The sequence below is a fragment of the Paenarthrobacter sp. YIM B13468 genome (genome assembly GCF_042788025.1).
In the GTDB taxonomy this organism is placed as follows: domain Bacteria; phylum Actinomycetota; class Actinomycetes; order Actinomycetales; family Micrococcaceae; genus Arthrobacter; species Arthrobacter aromaticivorans.
In genome coordinates this window covers 1-17,938 of the sequence record NZ_JBHZPI010000029.1, presented here as the reverse complement: position 1 = coordinate 17,938, position 17,938 = coordinate 1, and the positions used below count along the sequence as shown (strand labels likewise).

The window sequence follows — 17,938 nt, the reverse complement described above, 5'->3', positions numbered from 1 at the left end:
TCCTGCCCGGGCGGTCTTGAGGTTTACGTGCCTGGTTAGGCTGCGGGGACGCTGTTCTTCCACGCGCTCCAGGCTGCGTAGCTGCCGTCGAGTTCGACGACGTCGTACCCGGCGCGGCGCAGGGCGCTGGCGGCCACGGAGTTACGGACGCCCGACTGACAGTACGTCACGATGGTGCCCTCGGCGGGGAGCTTGTCCAGGTGCCACATCACGCGGCCGCCACTGAGCTGGTAGGAGCCGGGGATGTTGCCCCCGATGTGCTCGCTGCGGTTGCGCACATCCAGAACCATGGCCGGGTCGAAATCCTTGAGGTCCTCGGCCTGGATTAGCTTGGGCGTGAACGCGGGAAGGCCCTGGATGCCGGTGACGTAGCCGGCGACGTTGTCGATGCCCACGCGTATCAGGTGGTCCCACATGTCGTGCGCCTGTTCCTGATCCCGGGCCAGCAGCACGAGAGGGTTATTGTCCGTCTCCGGGTTGACGACCCAGGCGCCGAAGCTGGCAACGGACTTGCCGGCAGGAACGTTCAGGGACCGGACGACAGTGCCTTCGTGGACCTCGCTGTTGGAGCGGGTGTCGATGAAGGTCAGAGTGTCAGCAGCCAGCCCCGCTGCGACGGTGTCGGTTGACAGCTCAGGCAACGGGGAGCGTTCGCCCATAACGGCAGGGCCTTCACGGTTTTCGCGCTTCATCCGGCCGAAGTAGGCGTGCGCGTCGGGCTGGCCGTCGAGGAGTTCGTCGATGAAGCCCTGTTCATCGTTGGCGGCGAGGTATGGGCCCCACCAGGCGTAGAGACGTTCGTAGCCCACGGTGGATGACGGAATGGCGCCGAGGGCCTTGCCACAGGCACTGCCTGCGCCGTGGGCGGGGTGGACCTGGACGTAATCCGGAAGGGTCAGGAACTTTTCCCGCAGGCTGGCGAAGAGCTGCTTGGCCCCTTCGAAGCGCGTGTCGATGCCGCCGGCTGCTTCGTCCAGCAGGTCCGGCCGGCCAAGGTCGCCGGAGAACACGAAGTCGCCGGAGAGCAGGTAGCCGGGCTGGTCGCTGAACGCGCCGTCGGTCACCAGGAAGGACAGGTGTTCCGGGGTGTGCCCGGGGGTGTGGAGGGCCTTGATGCTGATGTTGCCCAGGGTGATGGTGTCGCCTTCGTAGAGCCGCTCGCCGTCGAACCCGTACTGCCAGTCCGCGCCGCCCTCGCCGGAAACATAGATAGTGGCGCCGGTGGCTGCGGCCAGTTCGCGGGTGCCGGAGAGGTAGTCGGCGTGGATGTGGGTTTCGGTGACGGCCACGATCTTCATGCCGTTCTTCGCGGCCAGGTCCTGGTAGACGGCGATGTCGCGGCGGCCGTCCACCACGATGGCTTCACCTTTGGCCTGGCAGCCAATGACGTAGCTGGCCTGCGCGAGGTCTTCGTCGTAAATGCGCTCGATAAGCATCTGGTGCTCTCCTTCAGTGAAAGGGGATTTGGAGGTTGTTCTGAAACGAGTTTGGATATCCTGCGGGGTCTCATGTAGCGGGAGCTATGGGCATGCTCGACCCAGGGGTCAGGTGTGCTCGTGGCCAGCACCGGCGCGGAGCTTGTGGTTTCGTTGTGGGTTGTTAGCGGACGGGTTCGCCGGCTTGGCGCCAAGCGGCCATGCCGCCGCGCACGGAGTAGGCGTCGTACCCCTTGTCGGCGAGGAGCCGGGCGGCGGACGCGGAGCGTACGCCGGAGGCGCAGATGGCTATGACCGGTCCGGTCTTCTGGATCCCGGAGGTGTTGGTTTGCAGCCGGTCCAGGGGAATGTGCTTGGCCTGCGGCGCCCGGCCGGTCCGCCACTCCTGGGTAGACCTGACGTCGAGGAGTGTGGCGCCAGCGGTCAGGAGTTCTTTGGCCTGCGCCACCGAAATGGTCTTGTATGGCTTGTTGAAGGCCTTCTTGAGGGAGTCGATCAGTCCCATGGTGTTCTCCTATCGGGTTGAGTCAGGCGGTGACGGTGCCGGCGGTGACCCATGCCGCGACGGCGAAGATGAGTACCGCGAATGAGATGCGGATGTGTTTGTCGTGCAGCCGACGGGCGAACCGGGCCGCGACGATGGACCCCAGGACAGCAGGGACCGCGAATGCCAGGGTGGTGGCCCAGTCGATGGTGTAGCCGGCGGCGTGAGCGCTAAAGCCGGCGGCGGAGTTGACGACGATGATTGCCAGCGAGGTGCCGATCGCCTGTTTCATGCGCAGACCCAGGAAGATGGTCAGTGCGGGTGTGATGAGGAAGCCGCCGCCCACGCCGAGCAGTCCAGTCAGGAACCCGACAAGCAGGCCCACTCCCACGGCCTTCGGGGCGCAGGACCGGAACGCCCGGTCTGGCCCGGTGCTGCAGGATCCCTCAGTTTCGCGGGATTTCATGAGCATACGGATGCCCGCGGCCACCATGATCACGGCGAACGCCAGCATCAGGATGTTGGGATCCAGCAGCTTGCCCACGGCCGCGCCGGTCCAGGCTGCCGGGATCCCGGCAGCCCCGACCAGCGCGATCACGGGCCAGTTCAGGCCCTCGCGGATGCGGGGCAGCAGGGCGGCAAGCGAGGATACGCCCACTACTACCAGCGAGGTGGGAATGGCCTGGGCGGGGATCATGCCCACGCCGTACACCAGGGCCGGCACGGCGATGATGGACCCGCCACCGCCCACTACACCCAGTACGACGCCGACGACGAGCCCCAGACCCAGGGCCGGGATCATGCCGCGGCGTCCTCTACGGCCGTCTGTGCGGGAAGTTGCAGGATGGCGCTTTCGCGAGTGGGTTCCTTGGTTGCCTTGTTCCATGGCAATGCTGAGATGGCTTTGCCCATGGCGCAGGTGTTGGTCGCGGCCGAGAAGGTCAGGCCGGCGCCGATAACGCCGGCAACCGTCCTGATTCTTGGGGAGACGAACCGGCCGCCGGCAAGGCCCAGCATTACGAGGGAGCCTGCCATCAGGCGGACCTGTCGTTCGAGGTCCCAGCGGCCCTTGCCCTTGACCACGTCACCGCCGGCAGCAGCGAACCCGGGTGCCCCGCCGGTGAGCACGTAGGCGGTGTCGATTCCGGCCGAGGCGAGGCGTTGGCGTGCCTGCTCGGCGCGGACGCCGGACTGGCACACCAGGACAACACGGGAGCCCAGCCGGGCTGCGAGTTCGTCGGTGTGCTCGGACAGCAGCGGAAGCGGCACGTTGTAGGAGCCGCGGATGTGCATGGACTCGAATTCGGCAGCGGAGCGGACATCAATGACCACGAGATCCTGGTGTTCTTTGATCCAGGACTGCAGAGCTTCGGGAGCGAGTGCGGTAACGGCTGACGCCGGGTAAGAAGAAGTCATGACTGGCCTCTCGAAAGGGGTCGGGTGGATACCCCACCGAGTATTACAGATACCCCCGGGGGTAGTCAAAACACCCACGGGGGTATAGGCTGGAGTGAAAGCTTCAGACGCCCCCCTCCTTGGAGAGACCCATGCAACTCAATCCCTCAGAAATGACCCCCGTCATCAACCGACTCAAGCGCGCACAGGGGCAGCTCGCCGCCGTGACCCGCATGCTCGAAGAAGGCCGGGACTGCAAAGACGTCGTCACCCAGCTCGCCGCCGTATCCAAGGCACTCGACCGGGCGGGGTTTGCAGTTATCGCCACCGGGCTTGAGCAATGCATCGTCCAGCAGGACGCGACCATGGACAAGAAAGAACTGGAAAAACTCTTCCTATCCCTGGCCTGACCACCCCCGCCGGGGCAACGCTTTACCGTCACCAGCGGGCCCTCGCCGACCGCGAGAGCACGACGATGTAGCCGGGTTCATAGATGGCGCAGAGCGGTGTCGGATCTTTCGGTGCACGTCGAAGATCAGATCCCCCTCGCCGAGCTGGCGCGGGGCGGTCCAGGGGGCAGCAGAAACCATCGCGTTCATCGAGCGCATGAAACCGGACCGTCCACGCATTAAGCAAGGGGTGTTGACCTAGTGCCTGCCCTGGGACAACTCCCGTTTGCGGGAGCTGCGATGCCGCGGCCCCCTCCCACGCCGTCGTCGTTGCAACAAGGCAGAGAGTGGCAAAGCCAAGCGGGAAACCACAACAGCGGCGAGAGCCACCAGAGTCACCAGAATGGCGATGGTAACCAGCAGCAGCCACAGTTCCGGCACGGGCGAGCCACTAAGAATTTCCGGGGTATTTTCGAGTCCAAGCATCTACTTCTCCTGCAATCCGGGGCGTAACTATTGCAGTGGTGAGTACGAGTGAATGCCGGAACGTGTCGCGGAAGGCCAGATTCTTTGCGTCGGTTGTCTTATCGTGTGTCCGCCGTGGGCTTCCGCCACATCACGGCGAGCACCAACACCAGCACGTTCAGGCCCAGCATCACCAGGACCATGAGTCCCCAGTTCGCTTGGTTCACGCCCGAGCCATATAGAACGCCAATCAGCACAGTGGCAGTGATCGCTCCGAGGTAGCGGCACGTCTGGAAGATTCCGGCAGCTACACCTCGTTCTTCCGGGCGGGCCGAAACGTAGAGCCCTTGGTTCGAGGCCGTGCTCACCATTCCGTAGGGTATGCCCATCATTGCAGTAAGCACGAACACCAACGGCGCCCACAGCGACAACGTGAGCGCACCAAGACCCGCTGCGGCAACAGTCAGAACCAGCACGCCTGTGATCAGGACGGAACGCACGCCGAAACGCTCCATCAGCCGCACCGTCAGTGGCGTCACCACAACCGACAACGCCGCAAGGGGCAGCATGAGCAGGCCCACCACACCGGCGTCGTAATGACCTGCCTCCTGCAGCAACTGCGGCAGTCCGAAGAAGGCAAAGTAGTAGACGCCGCTGAAAACGATGAACAGCAAATACACCAGCAGCACCGGCCGGTTCCTGCCCAGCAGGCGGAGGTCCAGGAACGGAGGCCGGAAGCGCAGCTCGCGCCAGGCAAAAAGTGCGCCGATCAATGTCGCAGCGCCCAGGAGCCACCAGCGGTAGGCCGGCATCACGTTGAGCAGCGCCATCATCGCGAGCATGAGCGACGTAACAAATGCGAGGATGCCGGGGATGTCGGAGTCGCGGATCAGCGCCGATAGCTTGCCCGTTTCGCGGCCGGAGTCAGCTGGCGCAGCCTTGTGCACCACAACGAGTGCAACCAGCGCGATTGGCACGTTGATCGCGAACAAGGCCTGCCAGCCGACCAGGCTCACCAACAAACCGCCCACCACCGGACCCACGGCAGCGGCCGACGTGTTTGCCATCTGGATCCTGCCCAGCGGCCTCGTCGACGGCAAATTGGCGAGCTTGCTCAGCTGGGTGACCATCACGACGGCCGAGGGATATGCGGTCGCAGTCCCCACAGCCATCAGCGCGCGGGCCACACACACCAGGGCGAAGCTGGGAAGGAACGGTGCGATCGCGCAGGTGACCGCCACCAGGGCCATGCCGAACGTGAACAACCGGCGAGGGCCGAAGCGGTCAGCGAGCCTGCCCATGAGCGGCTGTCCGGCCGCGGAGGCGAGGTAAAACGACGTGATCACCCAGGTGACGGTGGCGACGTCGAGCGCGAAATCCTCCCGCAGGACCACCAACGCCACCGCAATCATGGACGAGTTCAGCGGGTTCAGCGCCGTCCCGAGGCTCAGTGCAGCAATCGCGAGGCCGGGCCGGGGTCTATTCGTCGTCACTCACCCAAGTTTGCTCCATAGTTGCTTCGGGTTACGAAACGCGTTCGCGGGGCGGACATTCCAGGCGGGCCCTACTCCTCGAAGTGCGTCGTAACCTTCCCCGAGGACACGGCGGCGATGATCGACTGGGCCAAATGCCGCAGCTTGATGTTCCGGTTGCTGGAGGCAGTCCTCAGGATGGTGAACGCTTCTTCCTGGCTGCAGTGGTTCTGCGCCATGATCGCACCCACCGCCAGGTCGATCACGGTGCGCGATTGCATAGCAGCGGCAAGATCATTCCGCGCATCGCTGAGTTGCGCGATCTTCAGCGCGAGGCGTAGCGACTTGGCGGCGTGCGATGCGAATACCTCGGCGCGTTCCACGTCATCGTCGCTGAATGCATGGGTCCGCTCTGAGTAGAGGTTCAGGGCAGCTCGGGTATCGCCCTCGACCAGCAGCGGCACGCTCAGGATGGACCGAAGCCCCTGATGGGAGGCGGCCTGCACATATTCGGGCCAACGGTGTTCGCGAAGAAGGTCCGGGACCAGCACGGAGGTCAGCTTGTCCATGGCCGTAAGACACGGCCCTTCGAAGGCGTTTTGGAGTTCGTCCATGACGCGGGCCCGGTCATCGCTGCTTGCGGCCGTGGCTGACTTCTTGCGCCGAAGGACCGTGATGCCGCAATAAACAGCGGTGTTGCGGTGTGAGAGGCTCTCTGCCGAGAAAGAAGCCAGATCGCCGAGAAAAGCCTCGACGTCTTCGCTACCCAGGACGAGGTCCAGAAAATATCCATTCTGGAGAGCTTCCTGCTCGGGGCGGGGGTTGACCATGTGGCACGTTCCTACTGACTGAAAAGCGTCCCCAGCAGACAGCAAAGGAGCGAATATCGCCGCCCTCTGCAAAACGGTCTGAAGACACCATATCGTTCAACGATCAACGGTACAAAGTGCGGCACGACATGCGTTAACCAGCAGATTCATGAACCAAATCGGACCCGGTTTGTCAATCCGGGCAGGGTGTCACATCGAACAGAAAGTAAGTAGGCTTACTTTATTATCCGAGTCCGGCCACCGGACGATTCGTGCAAAGGAGAACATCTGATGGGCGTTGAAGACAGCATCCGCAAAGCCGCCGAAAACGCGATGGAAGACCTGGCTAGCACGTCTGACCCCGTTGACAAAGGGCAGGTTCCGGAGCCGAACGAGAAGGATGACGACATCCAGGTCCACTCCTCCATCAGCGAAGGTTCCAACGCGATGGACTCCGAATCGCCTGACAAGGCTGCTGAGACAACGCAGCGTCACAATGCGACCGCAAGCGACGCCGGCGAACGCCAGAACGAGCCAGGACTCGACGCCGGTGCTGGCCAAGGCATGGAAACCGACGATGACCTTCCGGCCTCCACGGGCGACGTCCCCGGACCCGCAGGTCTGCCGGATGGCACCCCGGATGAACTCAGGGCAGACCCCTCCGAAGGTGACCAGGACCCGTCGACGAGCATGGGTCGAGGCTAATCAGGGGTGCGCTCATTGGCCTAGCCCTGTGGCTTCCTGACCTTGTTCGGGCCGAGTTCAACTCTTCTGCAGCCTATTTGGGGTGCAAAACGGCCGCCTTGGATTCAAAGAAGGTCGGGAAGCCACAGTCTTGCGCTCAGGGCCGCGGGGACGCCGTGGAACCCCGCACTACAAGCTCCGTTCCGAGCTCGATCCGCTGCGGCAACTCCTCGTCGCCTTCAAGATGCCGTAGTAGCGCCCGCATAGCTGTCTCAGCCATCTGCACCACGGGCTGACGGACCGTGGTTAGCCCGGGTTCGACCCATTCAGCGGCAGGGATATCGTCGAAGCCGATGATCGAGAGATCTTCCGGGATCCGCAGCCCGGCAGAACGAGCGGCACGGTAGGCACCGAGGGCTTGGGCGTCGTTGCCGGTGAAGATGGCTGTGGGCCGGTTATCCAGGGCCAGGAGAGTCTCAGTTCCCCGGGCGCCGGATTCCGTGGAGAAATCACCGGGCACCATCAACGAAGAATCCGCGTCGACACCGGCCCGGCGGAGCGCAGCCAAATAGCCGTCCTCGCGGGCTCCGCTGCACTGAAGGTCCTCGCGGCCGCCGATCATGCCAATACGCTTGTGGCCGAGTTTCAAGAGGTGCTGGGTTGCCGAGAAGGCACCGTCCCAGTTTGCAGCACCAACAGTCGTGAGGTCCGGGCCTGGCTGGCCTACGGGATCGATTAGGATCACGGGGATTCCGAGCGCCTTGATGCGCTGGATCTGCTTCGAGTCCAGTTCGTAAACCGCCAGTATCACGCCGTCGGACTTCCGCTCGGCGAGGTTCGCCAGCCACGGCCGAATCCGCGATCCGTCCAGGGACAGGCTGCTGACCACAGTGCCGTATCCGGCTTCCTGGGCAACGCGCTCAACGCCCTCAATGATTTCGCACGCCCATTCCGAAGCCATGCCTGGGAACACAAGATCCACCAGACCGGCCTTCTTGCTCCTTTTGGCCGGGCGACGGGCGTAGTCCCGCTTGGCGATGATTTCTTCCACCCGGGCGCGCGTTGCCGCGGCGACATGGGCATGCCCGTTCAGGACTTTGGAAACCGTGGGTACGGACACTCCGGCTTCCCGGGCGATCTCGCCGATCGTCGCCCGCCCAGAGTCCTGCTTGGTCACCATGGAACGCACCCCTTTCGGCCGGGATCACCTCCCCGCAGCAATAGTTTCGGAAAGGTCCCAGGCTTGGATTCGGCCGCACATGCCGTAAATCCTGCGGGTTTTCCGTTCGCCTATCGTAGTCCTCGAGTCCTGCAAGTAGAAACTTTCCATCGACTCGATAGAGTCCAAGTTGTCCTTGGTGAGCCCGGCCTGCCGCGCCGCTCCATCGTCCACATAGCCGCGCCACGTTCCGGCCCTGCCACTCACCAATCGAACAGCCGCGGCATGAAACCCGGCCAGTGCGGAAACTCCGGATGTGATGACACCATGCTTCAACTCCAGATAGCCCTCCAAAGCCAGGTCACGACGACGACGCGCAGCCGCCTCGGCAGCCGCATCACCGCCGTCGGCGTCCCTTGACGGAAGCGAAGCGGCGCGCGAGTACGCGTCGACGTCCACTAAATGCTCTGGCGGGAACGTCATCACCGCATCGCCGTTTTCAGGCAGCCCGGCATTCTGCATGACAATGAGCACCCTGAGGTTCCCGGAATCGTTGATGGCGCGGTGCACAGTTCCGGGCGTGAACCAGACCACCACGCCTGGCGTCAGCGGCGTAACGGTGAAGCCGCGCGAATCCAGGGTCTCCAGACGGCCGGTTCCTTCCACAACTACGTATGCCTCCGTCGACGCCGTGTGCACGTGAGGGGATCCGCCGGCCATGCCGTCCTGACTTGGCCAGTTGTAGATGCTCACTTCTGACACTGCAGTCGCGCCGGGAAATGAAGTCCACACTAGGCCCAACCATCCAGTGCGTCGCGAGCTGCGCCGGCGAGCGCACTGGCCGAGTCTGCATCGATATCGCCGGCGGAGATCACGACGGCGTACCTGTACTTGAGCGGTTCGCCGACCTTTAGCGGGACTACTTCGCTGAAGAACGGAGCCGAACCCAGACAAGCGAACATCGATGAGCGGGCGAACCATTGGTTGGGCGCACCCGCGTTGGATTGGTCCTCCACGAACATGACGGTTGACTTCCGGCAGGTGACGTCGTGTTGGCCGGTGAACGCGATCCATGGTGATCGCGTGCCCATGAACTCGTCGGCTCCGGTGCCGGCTTCAGAGCGGAACTCCCCGCCTGTGAAGGACCTCGGACCGCGCCAGAACAGACCGCCGTACCCGGCGTTGTCCCTGCCTTCCGTGGTGGGGCTTCCGAGACCGATCTCAGCGCCCGAAACGTTGGTCATCTCCGTTTCGAATAGGAGCGCCCACGAGTTTCCGGATGGCAGCAATTGGATGGCGAAGCGGCGCTGCTCGCGGATGAGTGGCGTGCCTTGTTGGCCCGGTTCTGTTGGCTGTGAAGTCCAGAGCAAATCCTCAGCGGCGGTAATCGTAGACGCCGATTCCTCGATGTAACTGAAGGCTTCATGGTTCATGGCCCCGTTGTTGTCCAGGTTCGCGTAGCCGGTCTCGCGGGTGTAGGTCGCACCACCCCAGAAGTTGTGCTCGCCCACATTCGGCAACGCCCAAGAGAGTCCCTTGTGCCAGACGTGGTCCCATGGACGGGAGATGGTGACCTCATCGCCCTCCAAGGTGGTGAGGGGATGGAAGAAGGGACGCGGGCTTTCGTACTGCTCATCCGTGGGGCGGTATGTGTAGCTTGCAATGTCCTGGCCGCCTGCCGTGAATGTCAGGGAACGGCCGTCGTCGGCATAACTGAGGGTGGTGGTCTGGGCGGTCTGGGCTGAGGTGGTCATGGGTTCTCCGTTGATTCGGTGCGGGTTCAGGAGCGGGCTGTGGAGGCCAGGACGCGGCTGCCGCGGCCCTCTCCATCCATGCCTGCGTAGAAAGCGTGGCCGGGAACGATCTCGCCGCGCCGCACCGGCTTTCCGGTGAACGCGGAGGCGTAAATTGCGGCAGCGAACTCAAGTGTCTGCCTCGCTGAGTCCGCGCCCGCTGGAAGCGGGAGTCCGGCGTCGAGCGCGTCATACATGGCCAGGAATTGTGCCGAGTGGCCGCTGCCTCGTTCCAAAGGTTCGGCAGTCCAAGCAGCCGTCACTTGGTCCTCATGGCCGGGTGCCGCAGTGATGGTCCAGTCCTTGGTGCCGTAGCCGTACAGGTGACTGAGCTCGATGGTGGCGAACGCGCAGTCGACGCGGATATCCGAGGTTTCCCGGGGCGAGAGCAGGGAGTTGATGACCGTTGCAGCAGCGCCATTTTCGAAGCGAACCAAGGCAGCTGAGAGGTCCTCGGTTGACGTTGCCCGGGCCTGGCGCGAGGCGATGGCAGTGACTTCTTCCCACGGGCCAAGCAGGTGCAGGAGGAGATCGAACTGATGGATGCCGTGGCCCATGGTCGGACCGCCGCCTTCGGCCTTCCAAGTGCCGCGCCATGGCAGGTCGAAATACTCATCCGGCCGGTACCAGAGGGTATCGCAGCGGGCAACGAGCGGACGTCCAAAGGCGCTTCCACCGATCAAGGCACGTGCTGCGGCCGAGGCATCACCAAAGCGGTGTTGGAATACGCAGGAGAACTGCGCGCCGCCTTGGGCTTCGGCGTTGTTGAGGCGGTCGAAGTCCGCAAGGCTGAGGGCCGGCGGCTTCTCGGACAGGACATGCACACCTGCTTCGAGGCATTCGATGGCTTGATCGATGTGCATCATCGGCGGAGTACAAAGGTGCACGATGTCCGGTTTGGCTTCGGCGAGCAGGTCCGTGAGGCTCTGGTATCGGCCAGCGATTCCATGTTCATTGGCAAAAGCCTGCAGCCGCGCGTCGTCGACGTCGCATGCAGCCACCAGCTCTGCCCTGTTTTCGGTGCGGGCCAGGTTGGATGCGTGCACAGCCGCGATCCCACCCGTTCCCACGATGGCCACTCTGTACGTCTGCATATGAGGGTTCTCCCATAGTTTTTGGCTTAGATAATGTCCGAAAGTTTCTGATCTATTGTGGTGCAAACTACCCGCTTGCGCACCGCACTTCGTCAACGCTATGAAGAATCTGCTCGTAAATCAACACATTTCCACCCTAGAAACTAATCAGAAGTTTCTGATAGTTTCTAAAAATCGCCAATCAACCCAAGGAGAAGCCTGTGAGCAGCGGCGCCGCTGAACAGCAAGCACTTGCCCGCGTCCCCGATCCGGACGTCGTGGAACACCTCATCAGCGAAATGACCTTGGAAGAAAAGCTCGCTCAACTGGTAGGCGTTTGGGTCAACGCTTCCAGCGACGGCGATTCCGTGGCACCCCTGCAGAGCCAGATGGCAGGCGATACGCGTTCCTGGGACGAGGTCATCTCCCACGGGCTGGGCCAGATCACGCGCATGTACGGCACCGTCCCAGTGGACCCATCCGAAGGCGGCCGGCGACTTGCCGCCGCACAGGAACAGATCATTTCAGCCTCCCGATTCGGCATCCCTGCGCAGATGCATGAGGAATGCCTGGCCGGTTTGGCGGCGTGGAAGGCAACAGCTTTCCCGGTCCCACTGGCGTGGGGTGCCACGTTCAACCCAACTTTGGTCCGTGAAATGGCAGTCAGAATTGGCTCATCGATGCGGAGCCTGGGCGTCCATCAAGGCCTTGCACCCGTGCTCGACGTCGTCCGCGATTTCCGGTGGGGCCGCGTTGAGGAAACCATCGGCGAGGACCCCTACCTGGTGGGCACGATCGCTACCACTTACGTCCAGGGGCTCGAATCCGCCGGTATTGTCGCCACCCTCAAGCACTTCGTGGGCTACTCGGCGTCCCAGGCAGGCCGCAACCACGCCCCCGTCTCGATGGGCCCGCGCGAACTCGCCGACGTTATGCTGCCGCCGTTTGAAATGGCGATCCGCCACGGCGGGGCCCGTTCCGTAATGCACGCATATACCGACGTCGACGGCGTACCTGCCGCCGCGAACCACGCCCTCCTCACTGGGCTGCTTCGTGAGGAGTGGGGTTTTGCCGGCACGGTAGTGGCCGACTACTTTGGGGTCGCGTTCCTGGACGTCACGCACGGTGTGGCGGCCGATTCCGGTGACGCCGCGGTGCTGGCGCTGCGGGCCGGCGTCGACGTTGAACTTCCAACTGTCAATTGCTTTGGCGAGCCGCTGGCCGCACGCGTTCGCGAGGGTGCCGTGGACGAATCGGTTGTTGACTTGGCGCTTCGACGAGTTCTTACCCAGAAGGCCGAGCTGGGTCTTTTGTCGCCGGACTTCTCGGCAGCGCCCACTGCCCTTTCCGGCCCAATCGAGCTGGATCCTGCCGAGGATCGGCAGTTGGCCCGTGAGCTCGCGGCGCAGTCGCTGGTGCTGCTGAGCAACCGACCATTTGCGGGTTCGCCGGCTTTGCCACTTTCCGGTTCGGAAACGCTCGGCATTGTTGGACCGTTGGCTGACGACCCCTTCGCCATGCTGGGCTGCTACTCCTTTGATGCCCACGTGGGGGCTTCCCATCCGGACGTACCGATGGGCATTTCCGTACCTACAGTTGCTGGCGTCGCTTCCTCGCGCTTCCACTCCGTGGTGAGTTCCGTGACAGGGAATTGTGAGTCAGCCACTGAGGCTGAGATTTCCGCAGCCTGCGAGGTCGCCGCCTCCGTTGATACCTGCGTCGTGGTGGTTGGCGACAACGCCGGGCTATTCGGCCGGGGCACGTCAGGTGAAGGAAACGACGCCGCCGATCTCCGCCTCCCCGGGGACCAGCACCACATGCTGGACCGGGTCCTCAGCGCCTGCGCCGAATCCCGGACCCGTTCCGTTGTGGTGGTACTCAGTGGCCGGCCGTATGCACTTGGCGACTTCGTGGAACGCGCCGATGCGATGGTGCAAGGCTTCTTCCCAGGCGAAGAGGGCGGCGAGGCAATCTGGGACGTGCTGACCGGCGTCGTCAATCCCTCCGGAAAGCTTCCCGTTTCTGTACCCCGCTCCCCCGGCGGACAACCAGGAACCTACCTTCACTCTCGGTTGTCCGGACCTACCGAAGTCAGTGCGCTGGACCCATCTCCGCTGTTCGGCTTCGGGCACGGTTTGTCCTATACGAGCTTCGAGCTCTCAGACCACCAATGCAGCGCTCCCGCGATGACGACGGCGGACTCGGTCACCATCAGTTGTACGGTGACGAATACCGGTGCCCGCGCTGGCGCTGAGGTAGTGCAGCTGTACTTGGAGGACCCGGTGGGCGAGGTTGTTCGTCCCGTCCGCGAGCTCATCGGTTACGCCCGGGTGGAACTGGGAGCCGGCGCGTCCGGCGTCGTGGATTTTCTTGTCCACGCCGACCGGACATCCTTCACTGGGCTGGACCTTGCCCGTGTGGTCACGCCTGGCTTAGTAAAGCTGCATATCTCCACGTCCAGTACCTGTGATGTCCAAACCCATGAGGTGATCCTGCATGGGCCGCGGCGCGTTGTTGGGTTTGAACGGGAGATGCTGACGCCGGTGGAGGTGCGGGTATTGGCGTAATTGCGGTCTGTAGGCTGTGGAGGTGCACCCACTTTCTACCGCCAGGCTGCGGTTCCGCGAGATGACGCCAGCCGATCTTGAGGTTATGGCCGACATGCTCGGCGATCCTCACGTCATGGCGTACTACCCCACTCCGAAGTCACGGGAAGAAGCTGCTGCCTGGATCTCCTGGAACGTGGCCAACTACGCCCGCGACGGGTACGGGCTGTGGATTCTGGAAACGCACGACGGCGGTTTCGTGGGCGACTGCGGGTTGACCTGGCAAACAGTAAATGGGCGCCGCGAGCTGGAGGTCGGCTACCACGTTCGGTCGGATCTCCAGGGTCGAGGCTACGCCAAGGAAGCTGCCCAAGCCTGCGTTTATTTTGCCCGGGACGAGGCTAGGGTGGAACGTCTCGTGGCCATCATCCATCCCGACAACATCGCCTCCCGGCGAGTGGCCGAACACATCGGGATGACCCATATGGAAGACGACCTCGCGGGCTCGATTGTTCGGACAGTGATGGGGATTGAGCTGAACTCAGGGGCTTCCTGACCTTGTTTGAGCCAAGCTCAGTCCTTCTGCAGCCTATTTGGGTTGCAGAAGGCCCCTCTTGGATTCAAAGAAGGTCGGGAAGCCACACCCTGAGCGTCAAGCGATCCGTGCGTCTGTGTCAGGATCTTGTCGCTCGCCGAGCATTCCAGCGATTCTGCCTTCGAGAGCAGCAACGGTCGGCTCCGGAAGGACGATCAGGCCATCCAGTTCCTTGCGCGCACGCTTGTACGCCGTCTGCCGTTCTGCCGGGGTAGCAGCGGAGTCTTCTGCAATACGCAGCAGCTTCCTCGCCGTTGCCAGTCTTTGACGTTCCGGCCCGGTGAAGTTGCTGTCCTTGATGCGTCTGGCTTCGCGTTCGGCCACATCGAAAGCAAGTTCGAAGCTGTGGACAGCAGCACGATACTCAGCCAGCCGGGCCGGCGTCGTTATGTCCTGCGGGGTGGCCGGGCGCAGTCCGTCCGCTTCCTTTTTGGCGCGGAGGAAGGCTACCGTTAGCGGCTCGCGAACGTCAGTCATCAATGGGTAATCGATGAGCTTCCCAACGTCCAGTTCGTAGTCCAGCCACTTATGGTTCACGGCATCGTGCGTGGCCATCAGCGAGACAACCTCGGCTTGGTTGGCCTGCTCGTGCACCGCAAGCTGGTTCTTCAGCTTGTACAACTCCACCTTTCGGCGATGGCGCTCCTCACTGGCTTTGGACCACGATCTTGCCCACCCACCGGCCATCCCGCCAAGGGGGAAAATGAGCCACCAGTAACTGCCAAGGAAGTCGAAGAGGGGTTCCACAGGTTCATCCTCCCACTTCCAGGCCCACCTCGTCCGTGGGCTTAGGCTGAGTCAGCGGCGCGTGAGCATGAGAGATTCTTATTCTCAACCCGTTTATTGATAAGCCAGCCTGTATCACTCGATAGGCTCCTTCCTGACCAGCTTTTTCCTTTGGAAGGACACACATGCCAATCACCAATGACCACAACGACGTGGCATCCGGCACAGAATCCACTCAGCCCCTCAACGTCGTCGTTGCGGGTTCCACCAGCGCCGCCGGGCAAGCCGTGGTCGGCTCGCTGGTTGCCGCGGGAGCCCGTGTAGCCGCCGTCGATCTTGACGCTGCCCGCCTTGAAGCACTCGCTGCCTCCCACGACGGTGTGGTGCCGTACACCTGCAACCTTTCGGCCCCGGAATCGGTCGAGGCCCTGGCAGATTCCGTCAGGGGCGAGTTTGGATCTGTGGATGGTCTTATCCACCTTGTGGGCGGATGGCGTGGCGGCGAAGGAATCGTTGGCCAGAAGGACGAGGACTGGGACGTCCTGCACACCAGCATCATGACGACGCTCCGGAACACTTCGCGTGCGTTCTACTCCGACTTGGAAGCATCGCCGCATGGGCGCTTGGCCATCGTCTCGGCTGTCGCTGCCGCCAAGCCCACAGCATCCGGCGCCAGCTACGCTGCAATTAAGGCAGCTTCCGAGGCTTGGGTCCTTGGTGTCGCAGACGGCTTCGAGGCAGCCCAGTCCGGCCACAAGACTGAGCCCAAGGAACAGACATCGGCCGCAGTGGTGTTCGTGGTCAAGGCGCTGCTGGACGATGCCATGAAGGCAGCTGCTCCGCACCGCAAGTTCCCGGGCTACACCCACGTCAACGAGCTTGGCGACCACGTCTCTGCGCTCTTCTCGGCCCCGGCTTCCCACCTCAACGGAGCCCGCCAGCACCTTAGCTAAGGCCCGACGTCGTACCCTGTCGCTAGCATGTCCGTATGGACCAGCGACTGCATTTCATCACGTTTGCCACCGCAGATCTCGATCGAGCCCGTTCGTTCTACAAGGACGGGCTCGGTTGGGATCCGCTGATGGACGTTCCCGGGGAGATCATCTTCTTCCAAGTCGGTCCGGGCTTGATGCTTGGTCTGTTCGATGCTGAAAAGTTCAACCAAGACCTCAACAGCGATATTTCGACCAGCAGCACAGTTTCGACGAGCAGCGTCAGCGGCGTGACGCTTTCGCATAACGTCGATAGTGCGGCCGAAGTGTCCAGCACCATCGACCAACTGGTATCTGCCGGGGCAACCGTGGTGAAGCCCGCCCAGGCTAGTGCTTTCGGGGGCATTTTCCACGGCCATGTCAAGGATCCGAACGGCATCGTCTGGGAGATCGCGCACAACCCGGGCTGGAGAATCGACGACGACGGCACGGTGGTTTTCGGATGAGTGTCTTCCCGCCCACCTTCGCTGAAGATGTCATCAACCACGACGTCCGGTCCCAGTTCGATGCATTCCTTGACGAGCACCGTCGTGCACTTTACGAGTCGCTGGACGGGTTAACGGAAGAGCAAGCACGGCGCTCGTTGGTCCCGTCGCGAACAACGCTTTTAGGGTTGCTGAAGCACGCCACGTTCGTGGAAAAGGTGTGGTTCGATGAGGCCATCTCATGCCGGTCCCGGAGCGAGATCGGCATCCCCGCCACGCCTGACGAGTCGTTTATTCTCGAGGACACCGACACGATCGCAAGTATTCAGCAGGCACATCGCGAAGCGTGCGAGGCCTCGCGGCTGGCTGCTTCGGCTTTAGGGCTGGACGAGCTCGTGCTCGGAAATCGACGTGGCCCGCTCCCCTTCCGCTGGGTGTATCTGCACATGCTGCGCGAGCTCGCACAGCACTGCGGCCACGCGGACATTCTGCGGGAGCAAGTCACCAGCAGATAGCCGCTATTTCCCGCGTTTCCTGGTTCCCAATGAGAGGGAGCTAATAATGTCAGACCCTGGTGAGAGGGTTTATTCATGGGAAGCATTGGGGAGATTCTGGCGCGTCGGGCAGCAGTGACTGGCGCCTCGCTACGCCCCCGACGCGTTCCCCTCGGAAGCCACTCCGGTGCTGCCCACGGGCAGGACGGCTTTGAAAGCCCGACGGCGGCAGTCACCGCTTCGGACAGCCCAAGGGCCATGGCGCTGCTTCGCGGCATCAAACCACTGCCCGTCCCCGAGCCCGATGAAACGGACCGTGACGATTTCCCCGGGCACGGCGTTTCCCACGGGCTTGAGGACGCGCGGGGAATTGAGGATGCGCGGGGAATTGAGGGGGCGCTGGGAATTGAGGGGGCGCTGGCTGACAGCGTTGAGGCGTTGGAAAGCCTGCGTTCCTTCACCGTGGCTGGTGCCCTGTCGTTCGGGTTTGCGGAAGCCGCGGGGTTCGCCGGGCGGGTGGAGGAGATCTCCCGCACCGTGGAATACCTGCAGGTCATCGCGGCGCACGCCGTGGAACGGACCCGTACCCAAGCCCAGCAGGCACGGCCCTCCTCCGCGGCGGGCACGGGATGGCAGACAGGCTGGACCGACCCCGCAACCACAGACCCAGCAACCACAGACCATGCCGTCCCGGCCCCCACGACAGGACCAAACCCGGCCACCGCCACCGCCACGGCTGCAGGGTCTGCTGCTGCCGGTGGATCCGCTGCTGCTGCTGCTGGATCCGCTACTGCTGCAGGTTTCGCCACCGCCACGGGTTTCGATGCTGTCGCTGGATCCGCTGCTGCTGCTGTTGGATCCGCTACTGCTGCTGGGTTCAGTGGTGTTGCTGCGGCGGACGCTGCCGCGGTGGCCGATGACGGGTACCGGGACGCCGCGCAGTTCCTGCGCGCCCGCCTGCGGATCGGCATCAGCGAAGCCCGGCGCCGGCTCGCCCTGGC

General features: G+C 63.1%; 19 protein-coding genes and 1 pseudogene. 8 read left to right on the top strand and 12 right to left on the bottom strand.

Annotated features, from left to right (window positions below):
• Nucleotides 1-35: 35 nt before the first annotated feature.
• From ACFX4T_RS22400 to ACFX4T_RS22385, 4 genes are all read right to left on the bottom strand, one after another.
• Nucleotides 36-1,436, bottom strand: coding sequence for a rhodanese-like domain-containing protein (locus ACFX4T_RS22400; RefSeq protein ID WP_377654239.1), 1,401 nt, complete (start codon nucleotides 1,434-1,436; stop codon nucleotides 36-38).
• Nucleotides 1,437-1,599: 163 nt separating this feature from the next.
• Nucleotides 1,600-1,941: a rhodanese-like domain-containing protein gene (locus ACFX4T_RS22395; protein ID WP_377654237.1), complete on the bottom strand. Its 342-nt coding sequence runs from the start codon at nucleotides 1,939-1,941 to the stop codon at nucleotides 1,600-1,602.
• A 22-nt stretch (nucleotides 1,942-1,963) separates the two neighbouring features.
• Complete coding sequence (locus ACFX4T_RS22390) at nucleotides 1,964-2,722, bottom strand: sulfite exporter TauE/SafE family protein (RefSeq protein ID WP_377654235.1); 759 nt, start codon at nucleotides 2,720-2,722, stop codon at nucleotides 1,964-1,966.
• Nucleotides 2,719-3,336 (bottom strand): rhodanese-like domain-containing protein, encoded by a 618-nt coding sequence (locus tag ACFX4T_RS22385; protein WP_377654233.1) that lies wholly within the window; start codon nucleotides 3,334-3,336, stop codon nucleotides 2,719-2,721. The genes ACFX4T_RS22390 and ACFX4T_RS22385 overlap by 4 nt, the downstream gene beginning before the upstream one ends.
• A 131-nt stretch (nucleotides 3,337-3,467) precedes the next feature.
• Here ACFX4T_RS22385 and ACFX4T_RS22380 point away from each other — a divergent pair, with 131 nt between their 5' ends.
• Nucleotides 3,468-3,725, top strand: coding sequence for a metal-sensitive transcriptional regulator (locus tag ACFX4T_RS22380; RefSeq protein WP_377654231.1), 258 nt, complete (start codon nucleotides 3,468-3,470; stop codon nucleotides 3,723-3,725).
• A gap of 237 nt (nucleotides 3,726-3,962) precedes the next feature.
• Here ACFX4T_RS22380 and ACFX4T_RS22375 read toward each other — a convergent pair whose 3' ends face one another.
• From ACFX4T_RS22375 to ACFX4T_RS22365, 3 genes are all read right to left on the bottom strand, one after another.
• Nucleotides 3,963-4,190 carry a hypothetical protein gene (locus ACFX4T_RS22375; protein WP_377654229.1) on the bottom strand — a complete coding sequence of 76 codons (228 nt, stop codon included), beginning with the start codon at nucleotides 4,188-4,190 and terminating at the stop codon, nucleotides 3,963-3,965.
• 98 nt (nucleotides 4,191-4,288) lie between these two features.
• The gene (locus ACFX4T_RS22370; RefSeq protein ID WP_377654227.1) at nucleotides 4,289-5,662 is read right to left on the bottom strand and encodes an MFS transporter; all 1,374 of its coding nucleotides are present in this window, start codon (nucleotides 5,660-5,662) and stop codon (nucleotides 4,289-4,291) included.
• Nucleotides 5,663-5,733: 71 nt separating this feature from the next.
• Nucleotides 5,734-6,471 (bottom strand): ANTAR domain-containing protein, encoded by a 738-nt coding sequence (locus ACFX4T_RS22365; RefSeq protein WP_223948234.1) that lies wholly within the window; start codon nucleotides 6,469-6,471, stop codon nucleotides 5,734-5,736.
• A 270-nt stretch (nucleotides 6,472-6,741) separates the two neighbouring features.
• Here ACFX4T_RS22365 and ACFX4T_RS22360 point away from each other — a divergent pair, with 270 nt between their 5' ends.
• Entirely contained in the window at nucleotides 6,742-7,155 is a 414-nt protein-coding gene (locus ACFX4T_RS22360) for a hypothetical protein (protein WP_377654225.1), read from the top strand.
• A 136-nt stretch (nucleotides 7,156-7,291) separates the two neighbouring features.
• Here the strand turns inward: ACFX4T_RS22360 and ACFX4T_RS22355 are convergent, their stop codons facing one another.
• Genes ACFX4T_RS22355 through ACFX4T_RS22340 form a run of 4 tightly spaced genes read right to left on the bottom strand, consistent with a single transcriptional unit; the run spans nucleotide 7,292 to nucleotide 11,180 of the window.
• Nucleotides 7,292-8,314: a LacI family DNA-binding transcriptional regulator gene (locus tag ACFX4T_RS22355; RefSeq protein WP_377654223.1), complete on the bottom strand. Its 1,023-nt coding sequence runs from the start codon at nucleotides 8,312-8,314 to the stop codon at nucleotides 7,292-7,294.
• A gap of 24 nt (nucleotides 8,315-8,338) precedes the next feature.
• On the bottom strand, nucleotides 8,339-9,046 hold the full coding sequence (locus ACFX4T_RS22350; RefSeq protein ID WP_377654221.1) for a cupin domain-containing protein: 708 nt from the start codon (nucleotides 9,044-9,046) through the stop codon (nucleotides 8,339-8,341).
• 38 nt (nucleotides 9,047-9,084) lie between these two features.
• Complete coding sequence (locus ACFX4T_RS22345; protein WP_377654219.1) at nucleotides 9,085-10,047, bottom strand: PmoA family protein; 963 nt, start codon at nucleotides 10,045-10,047, stop codon at nucleotides 9,085-9,087.
• Between the two features lie 26 nt (nucleotides 10,048-10,073).
• On the bottom strand, nucleotides 10,074-11,180 hold the full coding sequence (locus tag ACFX4T_RS22340; RefSeq protein WP_377654217.1) for a Gfo/Idh/MocA family protein: 1,107 nt from the start codon (nucleotides 11,178-11,180) through the stop codon (nucleotides 10,074-10,076).
• A gap of 200 nt (nucleotides 11,181-11,380) precedes the next feature.
• Between ACFX4T_RS22340 and ACFX4T_RS22335 the strand changes: the two genes are divergently transcribed.
• Both ACFX4T_RS22335 and ACFX4T_RS22330 read left to right on the top strand, forming a co-directional pair.
• A complete protein-coding gene (locus tag ACFX4T_RS22335) occupies nucleotides 11,381-13,726 on the top strand; it encodes a glycoside hydrolase family 3 N-terminal domain-containing protein (protein ID WP_377654215.1) in 2,346 nt (781 codons plus the stop codon).
• Between the two features lie 61 nt (nucleotides 13,727-13,787).
• Nucleotides 13,788-14,261, top strand: a complete 474-nt coding sequence (locus ACFX4T_RS22330) for a GNAT family N-acetyltransferase (RefSeq protein WP_377654328.1) — start codon at nucleotides 13,788-13,790, stop codon at nucleotides 14,259-14,261.
• Between the two features lie 96 nt (nucleotides 14,262-14,357).
• On the opposite strand, the gene ACFX4T_RS22325 is transcribed toward ACFX4T_RS22330, so the two are convergent.
• Nucleotides 14,358-15,047 carry a hypothetical protein gene (locus ACFX4T_RS22325; protein WP_377654213.1) on the bottom strand — a complete coding sequence of 230 codons (690 nt, stop codon included), beginning with the start codon at nucleotides 15,045-15,047 and terminating at the stop codon, nucleotides 14,358-14,360.
• Between the two features lie 164 nt (nucleotides 15,048-15,211).
• On the opposite strand from ACFX4T_RS22325, the gene ACFX4T_RS22320 reads away from it, so the two are divergent.
• The 4 genes and pseudogenes from ACFX4T_RS22320 to ACFX4T_RS22305 all read left to right on the top strand — a co-directional run.
• On the top strand, nucleotides 15,212-15,979 hold the full coding sequence (locus ACFX4T_RS22320; RefSeq protein ID WP_377654211.1) for an SDR family oxidoreductase: 768 nt from the start codon (nucleotides 15,212-15,214) through the stop codon (nucleotides 15,977-15,979).
• A 35-nt stretch (nucleotides 15,980-16,014) separates the two neighbouring features.
• Entirely contained in the window at nucleotides 16,015-16,464 is a 450-nt protein-coding gene (locus ACFX4T_RS22315; RefSeq protein ID WP_377654209.1) for a VOC family protein, read from the top strand.
• Entirely contained in the window at nucleotides 16,461-16,958 is a 498-nt protein-coding gene (locus ACFX4T_RS22310) for a DinB family protein (RefSeq protein ID WP_377654207.1), read from the top strand. Before ACFX4T_RS22315 ends, ACFX4T_RS22310 begins: the two co-directional genes overlap by 4 nt.
• Nucleotides 16,959-17,033: 75 nt before the next feature.
• A pseudogene (locus ACFX4T_RS22305) lies at nucleotides 17,034-17,938 on the top strand (hypothetical protein); the annotation flags it as partial.

Bases quoted from the DNA above. Each gene is read 5' to 3' on its own strand.
- ACFX4T_RS22400 (WP_377654239.1), bottom strand. From the start codon at position 1,436: ATGCTTATCGAGCGCATTTACGACGAAGACCTCGCGCAGGCCAGCTAC.
- ACFX4T_RS22395 (WP_377654237.1), bottom strand. From the start codon at position 1,941: ATGGGACTGATCGACTCCCTCAAGAAGGCCTTCAACAAGCCATACAAG.
- ACFX4T_RS22390 (WP_377654235.1), bottom strand. From the start codon at position 2,722: ATGATCCCGGCCCTGGGTCTGGGGCTCGTCGTCGGCGTCGTACTGGGT.
- ACFX4T_RS22385 (WP_377654233.1), bottom strand. From the start codon at position 3,336: ATGACTTCTTCTTACCCGGCGTCAGCCGTTACCGCACTCGCTCCCGAA.
- ACFX4T_RS22380 (WP_377654231.1), top strand. From the start codon at position 3,468: ATGCAACTCAATCCCTCAGAAATGACCCCCGTCATCAACCGACTCAAG.
- ACFX4T_RS22375 (WP_377654229.1), bottom strand. From the start codon at position 4,190: ATGCTTGGACTCGAAAATACCCCGGAAATTCTTAGTGGCTCGCCCGTG.
- ACFX4T_RS22365 (WP_223948234.1), bottom strand. From the start codon at position 6,471: ATGGTCAACCCCCGCCCCGAGCAGGAAGCTCTCCAGAATGGATATTTT.
- ACFX4T_RS22360 (WP_377654225.1), top strand. From the start codon at position 6,742: ATGGGCGTTGAAGACAGCATCCGCAAAGCCGCCGAAAACGCGATGGAA.
- ACFX4T_RS22355 (WP_377654223.1), bottom strand. From the start codon at position 8,314: ATGGTGACCAAGCAGGACTCTGGGCGGGCGACGATCGGCGAGATCGCC.
- ACFX4T_RS22345 (WP_377654219.1), bottom strand. From the start codon at position 10,047: ATGACCACCTCAGCCCAGACCGCCCAGACCACCACCCTCAGTTATGCC.
- ACFX4T_RS22340 (WP_377654217.1), bottom strand. From the start codon at position 11,180: ATGCAGACGTACAGAGTGGCCATCGTGGGAACGGGTGGGATCGCGGCT.
- ACFX4T_RS22330 (WP_377654328.1), top strand. From the start codon at position 13,788: ATGACGCCAGCCGATCTTGAGGTTATGGCCGACATGCTCGGCGATCCT.
- ACFX4T_RS22320 (WP_377654211.1), top strand. From the start codon at position 15,212: ATGCCAATCACCAATGACCACAACGACGTGGCATCCGGCACAGAATCC.
- ACFX4T_RS22315 (WP_377654209.1), top strand. From the start codon at position 16,015: ATGGACCAGCGACTGCATTTCATCACGTTTGCCACCGCAGATCTCGAT.
- ACFX4T_RS22310 (WP_377654207.1), top strand. From the start codon at position 16,461: ATGAGTGTCTTCCCGCCCACCTTCGCTGAAGATGTCATCAACCACGAC.